The 15,044-nt window shown below is 58.0% G+C and carries 11 protein-coding genes; 6 read left to right on the forward strand and 5 right to left on the reverse strand.

Going from position 1 to position 15,044, the window contains the following annotated elements:
* Positions 1-2 precede the first annotated feature (2 nt).
* The gene (locus MB02_RS11800) at positions 3-458 is read left to right on the forward strand and encodes a VOC family protein (protein WP_067537559.1); all 456 of its coding nucleotides are present in this window, start codon (positions 3-5) and stop codon (positions 456-458) included.
* 451 nt (positions 459-909) lie between these two features.
* Here MB02_RS11800 and MB02_RS11805 read toward each other — a convergent pair whose 3' ends face one another.
* The 4 genes from MB02_RS11805 to MB02_RS11820 form a co-directional block, all read right to left on the reverse strand.
* Positions 910-2,334 (reverse strand): M20/M25/M40 family metallo-hydrolase, encoded by a 1,425-nt coding sequence (locus MB02_RS11805; protein ID WP_235829495.1) that lies wholly within the window; start codon positions 2,332-2,334, stop codon positions 910-912.
* A 151-nt stretch (positions 2,335-2,485) separates the two neighbouring features.
* Positions 2,486-3,685: a helix-turn-helix transcriptional regulator gene (locus MB02_RS11810; protein ID WP_235829507.1), complete on the reverse strand. Its 1,200-nt coding sequence runs from the start codon at positions 3,683-3,685 to the stop codon at positions 2,486-2,488.
* A gap of 117 nt (positions 3,686-3,802) precedes the next feature.
* Positions 3,803-4,978: an acyl-CoA dehydrogenase family protein gene (locus MB02_RS11815; RefSeq protein WP_082826152.1), complete on the reverse strand. Its 1,176-nt coding sequence runs from the start codon at positions 4,976-4,978 to the stop codon at positions 3,803-3,805.
* Positions 4,975-6,060: an aromatic ring-hydroxylating dioxygenase subunit alpha gene (locus MB02_RS11820; protein ID WP_082826153.1), complete on the reverse strand. Its 1,086-nt coding sequence runs from the start codon at positions 6,058-6,060 to the stop codon at positions 4,975-4,977. The genes MB02_RS11815 and MB02_RS11820 overlap by 4 nt, the downstream gene beginning before the upstream one ends.
* Positions 6,061-6,457: 397 nt before the next feature.
* On the opposite strand from MB02_RS11820, the gene MB02_RS11825 reads away from it, so the two are divergent.
* From MB02_RS11825 to MB02_RS11835, 3 genes are read left to right on the forward strand one after another with little or no spacing between them, the layout of a single operon-like run.
* Positions 6,458-8,836 (forward strand): TonB-dependent receptor, encoded by a 2,379-nt coding sequence (locus tag MB02_RS11825; protein WP_067537568.1) that lies wholly within the window; start codon positions 6,458-6,460, stop codon positions 8,834-8,836.
* Between the two features lie 11 nt (positions 8,837-8,847).
* Positions 8,848-10,494 carry an FAD-dependent oxidoreductase gene (locus MB02_RS11830; RefSeq protein ID WP_067537570.1) on the forward strand — a complete coding sequence of 549 codons (1,647 nt, stop codon included), beginning with the start codon at positions 8,848-8,850 and terminating at the stop codon, positions 10,492-10,494.
* The gene (locus MB02_RS11835) at positions 10,487-11,887 is read left to right on the forward strand and encodes an FAD-dependent oxidoreductase (RefSeq protein ID WP_067537572.1); all 1,401 of its coding nucleotides are present in this window, start codon (positions 10,487-10,489) and stop codon (positions 11,885-11,887) included. The genes MB02_RS11830 and MB02_RS11835 overlap by 8 nt, the downstream gene beginning before the upstream one ends.
* Here MB02_RS11835 and MB02_RS11840 read toward each other — a convergent pair.
* Complete coding sequence (locus MB02_RS11840) at positions 11,845-12,549, reverse strand: TetR/AcrR family transcriptional regulator (RefSeq protein ID WP_067537575.1); 705 nt, start codon at positions 12,547-12,549, stop codon at positions 11,845-11,847. The genes MB02_RS11835 and MB02_RS11840 overlap by 43 nt on opposite strands.
* 83 nt (positions 12,550-12,632) lie before the next feature.
* Here MB02_RS11840 and MB02_RS11845 point away from each other — a divergent pair, with 83 nt between their 5' ends.
* Together MB02_RS11845 and MB02_RS11850 are read left to right on the forward strand one after the other, a co-directional pair.
* Positions 12,633-14,027: a phosphotransferase family protein gene (locus MB02_RS11845; protein ID WP_067537579.1), complete on the forward strand. Its 1,395-nt coding sequence runs from the start codon at positions 12,633-12,635 to the stop codon at positions 14,025-14,027.
* Positions 14,024-15,028, forward strand: a complete 1,005-nt coding sequence (locus MB02_RS11850; RefSeq protein WP_067537582.1) for a DUF7064 domain-containing protein — start codon at positions 14,024-14,026, stop codon at positions 15,026-15,028. The genes MB02_RS11845 and MB02_RS11850 overlap by 4 nt, the downstream gene beginning before the upstream one ends.
* Positions 15,029-15,044: the final 16 nt, after the last annotated feature.

A 15,044-nucleotide genomic window follows, 5' to 3' on the forward strand; every position in this document is an offset into this window, starting at 1 on the left:
CCATGGGGCTGAGAGGCGTGAACCGCGTTCTGATTGTGGTGCATGACATCGAGCGGGCGAAGCGGCAGTATTGCGACCTGTTGGGGGCAACTTTCGTGGATGCTGACTGGACCGGCGAGCCGTTTGGTATCCGTGTCGCAATTGCATGGGATGCGGGAATAGAACTGCGCGCGCCGCTTCCGGGGCACGAAACGAACAGCGCAGTATCGCAATTCCTCGCTTCCAGAGGCGAAGGCGTAATGAATGTTTTCTTTGGCGTGGATGACGGAGATGTCGCGATGGAGAAAGCCGCCGCCGACGGTTATGGCTGCATCCATGGGCTTGATTATACACAAGCAGAAATCGACCGGCACCTTGGTGGCCGGTTCGAGCGATATCAGGAATTCATGCTCGACTCCTGGGAACGATGCGGATTTGCCGTCAGTCTTGCGCGGATCGACGAAAAAGAGCGCCGATGATTGATATGCTCGGAGATATAGCCAGAGCAAACTGGGGTGAGGGGCAATTTGCGACCATCTGAAACAAGTTGCGGGCAGACTGACTGTGCGCCAGTTCTCCGATCCTTAGCATATCCGCCCGAACCACCTTTTCTCTGGCTTTGATCACAGTGCATGGTCTCCGCTCCACTTTTCGGAATTGAGCGGGGTAGGAAACACAGTTCGATCGGGAAGAAGGGGAGATGGCGGGTCTCAAGCAGCAGGGGTGCTCTATCTACGGAGCCAGACTTCACGAGTTCGACGAAGTCGCGATCAAACCGTAAGGTGGCGCAACGTCGGAAAGCTGCGCCCGTGTAGGTTGTGCCCAATGGAGCGGAACGAGTTCGAACCCAATTTATAGTTGTAAAGCGTCCGCAATATTGTCGTATCCGAACTTACAACGTCAGGCGCTGAAAGCCGAGTAACTCTGGGTCTATTCACCGCCAGCGTAGCGCCGGATCAGTGCATAGATATAGTCACGCCCGCGATACACGCTGTCGACCCGGATATTCTCGTTAATTCCGTGGGCCCCATTTCCATCGCCATCCAGCAGGATGCCCGGCACACCATAGGTCGGCACGCCATTGGCGCTCAGATATTTTCCGTCAGTCCCGGCTGTCAGCAGGGATGGCACTACAGGAATGCCGGGATAGAACTGCCGCGCAATTGCCTCGGCTGGGCCCAGAATGTCGGGATCGAGGTCGGGAGCCACAGCAACGATGTCCGTTTCCTGTCCGGGCGCCAAGGAAAGTGTCACGTTGGTCCCCACGATGGCTTGCGCCAGATGGTTCTGGACATCGCCGATGCGATCACCCGGCAAGAGCCGGCACTGGATCGTCGCCTTGGCGCTTTGCGGCAGGGCATTGGTCGCGCCGCCGCCATTGATGACCGTCACAACGCATGTGGTTCGCAGCATGGCATTGTAGGTGACATTGGCGGCCAGTACCGCAGCTGCTCCGGCATTGTCGGGATTTCGCGCGAAGGCGGCCATGCTCGCACCCATTTCGCCGCCCACAATCGGTGCCATTCGCTCGAAATAGGCCCTGGTTGTCGAGCTGGCCTGGACAGGGAAAGGTGCCGCGTTGATATTCAACAGGGCCTGGGCCAGATCATTGATCGCGTTATCGGGCCTCGGGCGTGAACTGTGCCCGCCTGGATTGCGGCTTTCGACAGTGAAATCCACTGCCTGCTTTTCCCCCACTGCCAGGTACAGTGCGACAGGTTTGCCCTCTGCATCGGCCTGTCCATAGCCACCTTCGTTCAAGGCAAAGTCGGCAGCGACCGCGTCCGGCCGATTGTGGATCAACCATTCGACCCCGTTTTGCCAGGGACTGCTTTCCTCACCGCAGGTCAGCGCAATCTTGACTGTCCGGCGCGGTTGAAATCCCTCTTTCTTCATCCGGATCAGGCTGTCGAGCCAAATCGCGGACAGGGCCTTGTCATCGATGACGCCTCTGGCAATGAACTTGCCATCCTGTTCGACAAGGCGAAACGGATCTCGGCCCCAATCATCGGCCTTGGCTTCAACTACGTCGATATGATCGACCAGCAGCATCGCGCCCGCTGACGGGTCGCTGCCCGGCAGGCGAGCGATCAGACCGCCTTCCTTCGGGTGCCCTTCTGGCATGAACACTTCGGCATCCTCAGGCCCGAAATTCGCCGCGCGTAACCGCGCCAGCATCCGTTCGGCCGCCAATGTGCAATCCCCGTCGGGATAGGACGTGTCAGTTTCTACCAGTGTCTGATAAATGGCGCGAAATTCTGCCTGATCCGGTCGCAGTTCGGGCACCTCTGCCCTGACCACTTCAGGAATTATCAAAGCGGTACACGCCAACAGGGCAAAAAGCGGCTTGATCACTATCACCTCTCCAATTTTGCACCATGTGGCATAAATGGATTGGGAATAACAAGCCTTGGCCTTCTTTAGTTACACGGGCAGCGTGTGTTCTTGGCCTCTGATCTTCGCGGCATCGGATCAGTCCTCCGGGGTGGCCTATGGAAGCGCAAGGTCAATGAAGCGGTGTTGCTGCTCGGTTTTTTGTACGAGGTAAGGTGCTGTCTTGCAGGGGGAAGGGGGCTGGCAAATCCGTTCGCGAGGCTGAGAAAAAGACTGGGCCGATTAGTGCCAACAGCCGGATCAACTCTGTTTTCGTGCGGACACCGAGCTTTTCGTAGATGGAGCCGAGGTGAAACCGTAAGGTCGAGTAGCCGATATTGAGCTGTTCCCGTACGGTGTCGAATTCCGCGCCGTTTAAGACCAGGCAAACGATTTCCGTCTCTTTTGCGGTCAGACCGAACCCCTGCCTGATGCTTCGCTGAGGGCAGTCATAATGGTGTTGGGATTCGAGAAGGTAGACCACAGCGCAACGTGAAAGTGGTTTCACTGGCTGATCGCGCAATGACACGGCTTTGACGATGATTCGCCAGTTGTCTGTTTCCGTGGCGGAATCGATCCGCATGGCACCGGTCATTGCGCTGCCTCGTGGATCGGAGGGCAATGTCAGGGCTTGTGTGATCAGGCTTTGCAGTTCCCGGTCCCACATGGGATCGCCGATTGTCAGCCGGTCATTCCTGATCGAAATGGTGTCATTGCCGGCAAGAATTTCGGTCGCGTTACCATTTATCGGGTACGCATATCCATTCGGATCGATCAACACGATTCCTATCCCGGTCCCGTGTGAGATGTCGGCATTCAGACGCCCGATATTGTCGAGTTGTTCCATTCGCGCGCTGATTTTGAAGGCACTCCGCAAGTGCTTTGAAATCCGGGTGAGCAGAGCTTCGTCGGTAGTCGCGAAAGGCGGGTCTTTCGAATGCCGGGTGGCATGAAGATAGAAACTGGTGCCATTCTGCATACCGATACAGGCGGACATGCTGCGCGCGACGCGGTAGCGGCCCAATAGGGAAACGAAGTCAGGGGGGCAACTGCGCTGGGAAAAGTCGTTGATGCGCAAGATCTGCCCTGGACGGAGGGCGAGATCAATTCGCTGGTTGATACCCCGTGTTTGCCACGCGGTGATATCGCGCGGTTGCGTGCGAACGCCGGCGCCAATGAAGTGTTCGGTCTCACCCCGTTCGACAGGTTGATATTCCAGGATGACGGCTTTGGCATGCAAAGGAACCAGCAAGTGCGCGAGAGCATCTTCCCACGGCTGTCCGCCTGCCGCAGCGTCGTAGATTGCCATCACGGCGTCATGGAACCGGTCCACGTCGTCCAACTTCTCTCTCCCTCGCGATGCCCTTGTCCCTCACCGGAGGCATGGTGCATTCACGATGGAACACGTTTTAATGCAATTGTTCAGTGCCGGGCAAGGGCGGGGCAGCATTCACAAGTACCATTCCTGAATATCCTGTTTTAGCGTTAGTGCGCCGAGACTGCGGGCAGTCAGTTTTTCCTGGGCAGCCGCATGTTGCCGGGCGGCTGTCAGATCCGCCAGAATCCGGCCGAAGGGTTGTTGGTCGAACAGTCCCGTTCCACCCGTCGCCTGGAACAGCAACCGTGCTGCCTCAAGACAGCGGTCCGTTACCGAAGCGGCCTGGTACTTGAACGCCAGTCGCTGTGGGAAAGGCGGAACGGCCCCGTCCTTCGCGTAGTTTTCCAAAATCTGAAAATTGCGATCGCGGACTGCCTCAAGCTCGTCGACAAGTGCGACTGCACGACCCAGTGCGAGCAGTGCGTCAGGATCCTTGACGGTGGCCCCTGAAACGACCCCGACGCGGGCCGCTGCGTAATCTTCAAAGGCATCCATCATGCCGTATAGCGCCCCGATTGCGCTGTTGGTGATGGCGCGGATGAAGACCTGGTGAAACGGCAACCTGTACAATGGGCCGGTATTGACCTTGTTGCCGGGGCTGTCGCAACGAAAACCGTCCGAACTGCGATGTACCCGATGTTCGGGGATGACGACCCCGGCCACTCGAATATCCTTGCTGCCAGTGCCTTTCAGGCCGGCGACATGCCAAGTGTCGACGATCTCATATTGCTCTTTGGGTAACAAGCAGGTGAGAAATTCTCCGCCCAGTTGCCCGCCGAGGAAAACCCAGTCGGCGTGATCGCAACCGCTTGCGAATTTCCACTGACCGGAAAAGGCATAACCGCCGTCCACCGGCGTCGCGATTCCGCCCGGTTGGAATGTCGATGCAATCCGCACACTGTCATCGATACCCCAGACATCCTGCGCGGCCCTGTCGTCGAATAGCCCCATCTGGAAATTGTGGACCCCGAGGACGCCATAGACCCAACCAACCGACATGTCCGCTCTGGCCAGTGCGGTCTGAACCTTCCCGAAAACGCGGGGCGACATTTCGTAGCCACCCCAGCGGGAGGGCTGGAGGATGCGGAACAGGCCGGCTTCGGCGATCATCTCGATCACTTCGGGGGGGACGCTGCGTTCCTGTTCGATGCGATCGGCGTATGGCTTGATGCGTGGAATAAGGTTCTGCGTACGCTCGACAAGTTGGTCCGCAGACGGCGTTTGTCCCAAAAACTTTTTCAGCATCATGCGTTTTGCTCCCCTGTCGCCGACGGAGAAGTTGTCTCGTCCCTCAGCATACGTGCGATCATGGAACGGGCACGGTAGGCCCCCTTGTCCGCGTGAATTCCGAATTCCACGGCCTCTTCACGCGGGATACTGTCGTGAAGCGCCTGGATTTTTTCCATCGCTGCAACGTCTTCATTCAGAAGATCCCGCAATTCCTCCCGCCACCTGGGATTCACGAATGGAAAGGTCTGCGCAACGGCAGTGAATTGCAGGGTATTTGTGCGATCCTGCGGGGTTATGGCGACGACGAGCTGGTTTATCTGCCGCTCTACGGCCGACTTTTCGACCGGCTCCAGTTCCACCTTGATCCCACACAGGTTCGGCGGCACGGCCTCTGCCGTGATGGTGCGATGAGCCCTGTCGCCGTTAAAGGCGAAGGTGCGCATGGTCAGCGGACTTTGCAGCTCGTTTTCGATCCGGCGGATGACGAGGATTCGTTCCTTCTCCACCACCATTTCCAACGGCTTGCCCGCAACCTCGCCGGTGTCGATCTGGCCATTATGCAGAAAGGTGATGTGAGTGGCATCCAGCAGGTTTTCGAACGGAAGCAGGTAGTTGGCCCTGAGCTCGAAGGTTGCTGCAGTTTCTACAAACCAGCCTTCCCTACCGAACCCGTATATGCCGAGGTCCGGGATTTTCTCTCGATCGGCTTTGTGCGGATCGCCCATCCAGATCCAGACCCAGCCCCATGCATCGGCGACAGGATACGAGCGGACCTTCATGCCGGCCGGCGTTTGTCCGCCGGAGGGGATAAGTTCGCACCCGCCGCCAGGACTGAATTCCAACCCGTGATAACCGCACTGGATATTATCGCCCACCAATATGCCGGCCGACAGGGGGTAACCCCGGTGCGGGCAGCGGTCGAATAGGGCCACAGGTAGGTTATCGCGCGTGCGATAAAGGACGACGGGCTTGTCGAGAAGGCGGCGATGCAATGGCGTGTTGCCGACTTCTACGGAAGTGGCCGCCACGTACCACGCGTCTAGCGGATATTGTGCTGAGCCGGGCGTCAGATCGAAGGTGATGTGACTGAGTGTATTCATGCGGCGATCTCTCCACTGTCCCGCGAGATATGAAGAACTCCGGGCGGCGTTCGGTTCGCCCGAATTGAGAATTCGGATGAATGATAGCCATCGTCGTCTGTCAGCCTCCCCCTCAAGGTTGAGGGGGTACCTGACATTCGAATCACCTATTTCCAAACCAGAACATGTTTCATTCTAACTATCAGTTCGATTGAAGTGGCCCAATCCGGGGTGATTCTCTCTCGGCAATAAACAACTGATAATACTGTATATATATACCATGTTTGGAGGAATTGCCTGGCTCGTATGTGTGGCTGGGGTGCCTTCAGAAAGGGACTTTTGGAACATGTTTCAATTTGATAGATATTGAAACATGTTCCAACTGAGAGTTGGAATGACAAGGATGGGGAGGCGAGCGATGGTGAAAGGCATTCTTTTGTCCGGTGCGGGCATTGCGGTCTTGGCGGTTGTTTCGGGGCTTAGCGCAACTTCTGCGATAGCTTCGGAAGCAGCGACTTCGCCGTTCGACAGCCAAAGCGACGGTGCGGAACCGGAAGAGGGTGTTGCGCGGGGCGTCGAGAGTGAGGACATCCCCGGGCTGATTGTCGTCACGGCCCGCAAGCGGGCAGAGAGCCTTCAGGATGCTCCGATAGCCATTGCAGCGCTCGACGCGTCGGCTCTGGAAAACAATAACCTTAGTTCGCTTACTGATGCGGCCAGCCTTGCGGGTGGCGGTGTCGTGATAGCGAATACCGGCATTACGACAACGCTCTCCATTCGCGGCGTCAGCTCGGACTCGACCAATACCGGGTTCGATCAAACCGTTGGTATCGTCATTGATGGCGTGTTCTATGACAGAAGTCGGTGGGCCAACCTTGGCTTCATGGACATGGCCCAGATTGAAATTCTCAAGGGCCCGCAAGCGCTGTACTTTGGCCGCAGTGCGGTGGCAGGAGCCATAAACATCACTACGGCCGGTCCATCCGACAAGTTCGAGGCCGGTGCCACGGTGGGATATGAATTCGCCGGCAAGGAGTTTTACGGGGAAGGGTTCCTTTCCGGTCCTTTGACAGAAACGCTGGGTGCCCGGCTTGCTTTCCGGCTGTCCGATTCAAAAGGAGCATACAAGAACACGTCCTTCAGCAATCCCAGCAAGCATTTTGGTGGCGCGGAAGAACAGGCTGCCCGGCTTACACTCGATTGGGATGTAACATCCCGGTTCAACGCAACAGTGAAATTGCAATACGCCCGCCGGCGAGACGACGGGATCGGGGTCTACAGCCAACTCTTCAACTGTAAGGGGCCGGGTGTGGCCAATCCCTACGTTGTCACGGGTATGCCTGGTATGATCGGGCTGGAACCATATCCCGTTCAGGATGACTGCAAGCTCAATCGCACGGTCAATGTCGATCTGGCCGCGCCGGGAACAGACATTGGTGGACCATATTCGGAGCTGGAAGCTGTCAGTGCTTCGCTTAAGCTGGCATACGAAGGCGACGGCGTCACAGTCACATCGATCAGCGCATATAGCGATTACGATTACGGGTATGCGACGGGGCTGATTGCGTCCGGTGGGCTGATCACTGCTGCCGACGATGAAAGCAACAAGGCACTCTACCAGGAATTGCGGGTGGCGAGCGATTTCGACGGCCCATTCAATTTCCTGGTCGGGGCAAATTACCAGCACAGCAGATTTCGTTATGCGAACCTGAATCAGTTGCTCCTGCCGCCACCCGACCCGGCTGATGGCCGCAACATCAGTCAGGATCACTTTTCCAAACAGAAAGGGGACGGTTGGTCCGCCTTCGGCGAAGTGACTTTCAATATGGCGCAGGGTCTCGAACTGGCTGCTGGCGCGCGTTATTCGAAGGAGCGGAAGGATTCACGCTATACACTGACTTACGTGAATCCGGGGCAGACATTCTTCTTCCTGCCCGAAGGTACGGTTCTTGAGGACAAGTTCCGCGATGATCGATGGTCGCCGCAGGTGACACTGTCTTATAAACCCAACAACAATCTAATGATCTATGGTGCATACCGTACCGGCTTTCTGCCCGGCGGGTTTTCGCATGGGGGTACGCCTAGCGCAGGACTGTCACCAGCCGACTTCACGTTCGACAGCGAAACGGCCAAGGGGTTTGAGGCTGGCATTCGCAGCACGCTTGCCGGGGGGAAAGTCCAGGCCAACTTGACGGCCTATTCCTATCGCTACTCCAATTTGCAGGTCAGCATTTATCAACCTGCGACTGCCTCATTCATCACCGGTAACGTGGGCAATTCCATCACGAAGGGGATCGAGGCGGAGCTGGACTGGTATCCGACAACAGGTCTCTCGTTCAGGGGCTTTGCCAACTACAATATCGGGGAAACGCGTAAGACACGCGGGCAATGCTATAACGCGCAAACCGCCGCTGACGGTTGTCAGTTGAGCGATTTCACGCAGGATCTTTCGGGCCGTCCGCTGCCCAGAGCGCCACGTTGGACATTCTCTCTTGGCACGAACTACGAACAGCCGATCGGCAACGACGTGACGTTTCAGGTTGGCGCGACGCTCAACTATTCGGGCCGCTACTATGTTGAACCGACCCTCAACCCGGAACTGGTGCAGGATGATTTCTTCCGGCTCGACGCCAATGTGGGAGTCGAAACCGGCCCCTGGAAGGTCGCGCTGATCGGGCGCAACCTGACCAATCAAGCCATCGCCTCGTTTGGTGCCATTCGTGGCTTCACAAATGATGCCCTGTTCACGCTGCAGCCCTTCCGTGAAGTGCAATTGCAGTTGTCCTACCGCTACTGAGGGGGCGCTCCATGGAACGTGCACCGGAGCATGAGGCCGACGTCGTTGTCATCGGTGCAGGGGCCGCTGGACTAGCCGCCGCGATTGCGGCGCATGACAGCGGCGCCAAAGTTGCCCTGCTGGAAGCGAGCGATTGTTTTGGCGGAACCGCGGCGTGGTCTGGCGGTGCGGCTTGGGTGCCGCTCAATGGGTTCGCCCGCGATGCCGGGATCGACGACGACCGGGATTCTGTGCTCGGCTATATGCGCCATTGTGCGGAGGGCAGGGGGGACGAGACGCTCTTCGCTGCGTATCTCGACGCGGGGCCGGAAGCGCTCGATTATCTCAGCAAGGCGACACCGATCGACTTCACGGTCGGGACGATGCCGGACTATCACGGTGGCGTGCCTGGCGGCATGCTGGATCTGGGCAAGAGCCGGTCCGTTGCGCCCGATGTGTTTGATCTGAACCGTCTCGGAGAAGCCCGTCCTCTCGCCCGCCGTTCCCCTCATGGCACGATGCCATTCAGCTTTCTTGAAACCGAAGAGATGAAAGCCACGATCCATCCAGAGCGGATCGATCCGTCCGAGTACAGTGCAAGGCTCGAAAAAGGTCTGGTCGGCTGGGGTGAAGCATTGGCTGCGGGTTTGTTCGCTGGAGTAGTAGAACGCGGGATCGCGTTACACCCGCAGACGCGTGCTCGGCGTCTTCTCGCCAACGGTCGCGTTCACGGTGTCGAAGCTGAAACCGATCATGGTAGGCTCTCTTTTTTGGCCCGGCGCGGGGTCGTGCTTGCTACCGGCGGGTTCGAATGGAACGCCGCCGATATGGAAGAGAACTTCCCGGTCGGGATTGAGCCGGCAACCGTTCCAACCAATCGAGGAGATGGCTTGGCCATGGCCCGGCAAGTCGATGCCGCGCTTGGCAATATGCAAGGGCTTTGGGGCTGGCCAGCCTACTGCATTCCGGGTGAAGTGCAGCCCGATGGGCATCCGCTGGTGCGTACCTCACTGATCGAAAGGCTTATGCCTCATTTGATCTGCGTGAACGGTCAGGGCCAGCGCTTCGTTGACGAAACGCAATCATACCACATCATTCTCAAGCATATGACGCGCCGTGATGCGGCAGGTGACTATCCCAATCTTCCAGCCTTTCATGTGTTCGATGGGCAGTTCCGCGAGAAATATCCATTCGGGCCGGTCATGCCGGGGCAAAAAGATCCGTCCTGGCTTACAGGCCATCCCGATCTCGCATCGTTGGCCGAGGCAAAGGGGATATCGGCTGCAGACCTTGAGCAGACCGTGGCTGAATACAATGCGGCTGTCATGCGTGGGCATGACGATGCGTTCGGCAGGGGGGGAGGCGGGTACGCCGCTTTCTTCGGGGACAGGGATAATCCCGGCCACCCAAATCTTGGGACTATCGAGAAGCCGCCGTTCTACGCGGTTGAAATGATCCCTGCGACCATCGGCACATGCGGCGGGCCGCTGTTCGATCCCGCTGCGCGGGTGCTTGGAAGGGATGGTCACCCGATTGCGGGACTCTACGCGGCAGGCAACGTGACTGCGGCGTTCAGTGGGCCGAGCTACTTTGGGCCCGGATGCACCTTGGGGGCTGCGTTGATCTTTGGCGTGACTGCTGGCCGAAGTGCCGCGCGAGACGAGGTCTCCGATGTCTGAGCAAATGTACGATGTGATGGTTATCGGCGGCGGCGGTGCAGGCATGGCTGCCGCAATTACCGCAGCGGATACTGGTGCCAGCGTGTGTCTGATCGAAGCCAGTGATCGGCTGGGCGGCTCGACCGCTCTTGCAGGTGGGTTGCTGTTTGCGGGAGGTTCGCGTCAGCAGCGTGCTTTGGGTATCGATGATGGGCCTGAGGCTATGTTTCGCGATGTCATGGCGATCAATCCGGATGCACCGGAGCCGGTGATCCGGCGCCTTTGCGCCGAAGCGGCGAACTCGCTGGCGTGGTTGGAGGCCCTGGGGGTTGAATACCCCGAGGAAAGACTGTCCTCGCCCAGCGGTCGCACAGTGCCGCGGGCGCATGAACCCGTGGGCTTCGGCATGGCTGTCGCTGAACGATTGGACAATGCGCTGTATCAGCGCCACGTGGACATTGCGTTGAAAAGCCGGGTGGAACAGCTTGTCTGCGACGCTGCCGGTCGGGTGACCGGGGCATTGGTGGACGGAGAGGTAATCCATGCCCGCGCGGTCGTGATCGCGACAGGGGGGATCGGCGCGAACCCGGAACTCGTGCAACGTTTCCTGCCGAAGACGCGGGGAAGCAGTGACTGGGTTTGGCACGTGGGGTGGCCGTCGAACCGTGGCGACGGACTGCTCATGGGCGAGGAAGTCGGTGCAAAACTGGGCGGCGCCGATAGCGGTCTTCTGCTGATGACGCCGGGTTTTCATCGCGATTTCGAAGTGATCGGGCCGGAATGGGGTGTGCTGGTCAATTGCCATGGGCAACGTTTCGTCGCCGAGGATGGCGGATACTGGGAAATTGCCGAAGGGTTGGAGCGGCAGGATGGCAGCAGGGGCTGGGTGATCTTCGATGCTGCGATGCTGCGTGAACATGCCCGTCCGCACCCCCGCGTGCTGGAAGCTCTTGCCAACGGCACCATTACGCTAAGTTGGATAACTGAAACGCTCGAACGCCAGATCGCTGAAGGCAAGGTCCACCGGGCGGGCAGCTTGGCCGAGCTTGCGGAAAAAGCCGGTGTCAATCCGGCGGGGTTGGAAGCCGGAATTGCGCACTACAACAAGTTGGCGGATGCCGGGCACGATGATGATTTCGGCAAAATGGCACAAAATCTCGTCGCAGTCAGGGATGCGGATTTTTATGCGGCGGAGGTGCGACCTGCGATCCTGGTGGTAACCGGGGCAGGGCTATGTATCGACGAACGAGCGCGCGTTCTGAGTGAAGCGGGGACTCCCATACCCGGTCTGTTCGCCGCTGGCGAAACTGTCGGCAATGTGTTTGGGCGAAACTATGTCGGTAGCGGCTATGCGATAGCCAATTGCATCACTTACGGCCGTATCGCGGGCGCCGAAGCGGTGGCTGCGTCATGAATGGCAGAAAGCGGATCGGCCGCTATCCTTTCGAACGCTTCGCGCGTCTTACCTTTGGAAACACCGGCAAACGCCGTGGCGCCTGCGCGCAGCAAACGCGGATGCAACGCGGACGGGAGCATGTATCCCTGCAGCCAGATAATGACGATTGCGTAAAGCTGTGTGACGACATCGCTTCCGAAATCGGCGGGTTCAACCCAGTCCTGCAATTCGCCAAGCTCAGCGATTGCCTGCGCAATGCCTGCAAAGTCTCCGGCGACATAGTCATGGACGACCGAACGCAGGATCGGGTCAACCTTGGGACGGAAATAGAATGTCAGGACAGTCGCCGTGTAATCGCTCATCGCCAGGATATTGTCACAGGCGTAAACGACGCGGCTGATGAACTTGCGGTCCGGCGGCAGATCGGCCGTCTTTTGCGAAAGCGGTCCGTAAAGGCCGCGAAAGTCGTTTTCCAGCACGGCAGCGATCAATTCATCACGGCTTCCGAAGTGGTTGTAAAGCGTGGTTACAGCAACCCCACAACGCTTCGCCAGTTCGCGCATCCGAATGTTTTCGAAACCGTTTTCAGTGATGATCTGCCGAGTGATATCGAGAATTTCGCGGCGGCGGGCCAGCGTATGGGCTGGACGCCGATTTTGTGCGGACGTCTTGCGTGCCAACCTGTTTCTTCCCTTAAAATGCTTACATGTGCCAGCTCTGGGCATTGGCTTGGCACTAGTCAAGACAAGAGAGAGGAAGGCGTATGACGGCCTTTCCGACCAGCGTGCCGGCCGTGCATCATGCTCTCGCGCAAGTTCTGCAATCGTTACGCGCGGACCTGCGAGATGTGCTCGTTCCGGAATTGGGTTCGGAGGGCGCGAAAACCACATCCGCACTAATGGACGAGATGCTGGGGTGGGTGGCAGTGGGTCTGGGTTCTGGCGAAGGTAAAAATTATCAATCTGAAATAAATGAGAAAAAAGATAATCCGGATGAATGGATGAGGGATTATCTCTCTGGTGGAGAGCTATATTCCGATCCCGATTTGGCGCATGCCCATGCCGCTCTTGCGGTATCCGCACGGACAGGAGGGGATTGCGCGCGTGAGGCGGTCCTTATCGAGGAAGCGCGGCTTGCTGACGAAGATCGCCGGGCGAAAGATTTTTCGGATGGCGTCCCCGAATTGCAGCCACCCGTGGAAGCCGAGAGACTTCAGGCCTGGTTCGCATCCGAGATGCAGTATCCGAATGTGGGACATGTTACAAGTATTTCGCAAGTCGTCGGCGGCTATTCCAAAGACACCTGGATGATCGAAATCTCAGGTGAGCTTGCGGGTTACTCGAATCTGGTGCTGCGGCGCGATTTGCCCTTCGGCCCGGGTGAAAACTCCGTAAGCGAGGAGCACGCCCTTCTGCTGCGGTTGAGTGATGCAGGGGTACCGGTTCCTCGTCCTTTGGCCGGAGATGTGTCGACAGACGCTGTCGATGCGCCCTTTCTCATTTTTCCGCGCCTTCCGGGAAAGGCCGTGTTTGGCGACTGGCAGGCGGATGGCGAAGAGAAGGCAGTGGTGGCGCGCGACGTTGCGATCTGTATGGCGCAATTCCACACGCTAAAGCCGTCGTCGGTGGGCTTGGCCGAGGTTTCCCGCGCAAGCGCAGTTGCGGGTATGGTCGCGCAATGGCGTGGCAAATGGGAGCGGCGGCGGCTTTATCCCTCGGCAATTCTTGAAGCGGCGTATGCATGGCTGGCCGCGAATGTGCCGGACAGTGACGAGCCGGCACGGCTTGTCCATGGGGATGTCAGCTTCCGCAACACATTGATTGACAATGGGCGATTGACGGGATTGCTGGACTGGGAATTCGCCCATGCAGGGGATCCGGTGGAAGATCTGAGTTACTTTCAACTCGTTGCTGAACCCCATGTCGACTGGATGAATGTGTTGCAGGCTTACCGTGATGCGGGCGGCGAAGTCCCTGATGTCGGACGGGCGAAGTTCTACGAAATATGGCGATCGACACGCAATGCCACGACCACCGCGACTGCCTGGTACGGGTTGGTGAACGGGCTCTATCCGGCGAGCAAGGCCGCGTATCAGGGATTGGCCCTGTATCGTTTTTTCCTTCGAGACATCGCTTCCAAACTTAAGGATGTTCTATGACCGAGACGGTGCTGAACCCCGGCTGGACTACAGCCACAGCGACTGGGAACCGTCCCCTGTTAAAAGCTGAGGACGAATTTTTGCACGCGGTTCCCGAAGGTGCAGGGTATGCGTGGACGGAAACGTCATACTGGGGATTTACCGCTCCCGAGCATAATCTGATGTGTGAAATCTATATCTGGTTTCACCCGGCAATGAAGGTCATGAGTGCCGGGGTTCTGCTTTGGCGGGGCCTGCGAGGTTCATCGCTCGCCGCAGACTATGTAAATCACCACCATTTTCTACCTATGCCGGATCAGATCGGACACTATCGGATCGAGGCGATTGGTCTGGAGATCGAAATTGTTGAGCCGCTGGAGAAGGCGCGGCTGAAAATGCACGATCCTGCGCGAGGCGTTTCGTTCGATGTGGTTGCACAAGCCGCGCATGTGCCGGTTTCCCGTCCAAATGGTCACCATCTGGTGCAGCCCATGAAAGTCACGGGCGCACTTGACCTTTACGGGGAACAGATCGCCATCGATGGTTATTTTATGCGCGATCGTTCTTGGGGGGCGGAACGCTTCGAAAGTCCGCTCGACCTGCCGCCGATCACCTGGATGACAGGTATGGCCGACGGATTATCCTTTCATCTCGTCGCGTTCGACGATCCGGCTTTGCAGCCTGACTGGACAGGGGCATTCAATCAGCCTTCGGAAGGCGAAAACCTTCTTTGGGGTTATCTCGCGATGGATGGGCACACTGCGGCGGTTACGCGTGCCTCCAAGCTTACCCGGAGAGAGGCCGATGGCCATTCTCCACGCGGCTTCGACATGGAAATCGAAGACGATGCCGGGCGGGTGCTGAAGATGCATGGCGAAGTGATGGCGCGTGTGCCGTGGAACACCTGGCAGAATGTTGTCGTTCATTACGCGCTGACCCGCTGGGACATTGGCGGGCTGATCGCCTGGGGCGATTGCCAAGACATCCATTACAACAGGTACGTGCACGAGTTTGCGCGGTGACCGTGATCGGGGAGAA

Origin of the sequence: Croceicoccus estronivorus (assembly GCF_001625325.1) — a bacterium.
In the GTDB taxonomy this organism is placed as follows: Bacteria; Pseudomonadota; Alphaproteobacteria; order Sphingomonadales; family Sphingomonadaceae; genus Caenibius; species Caenibius estronivorus.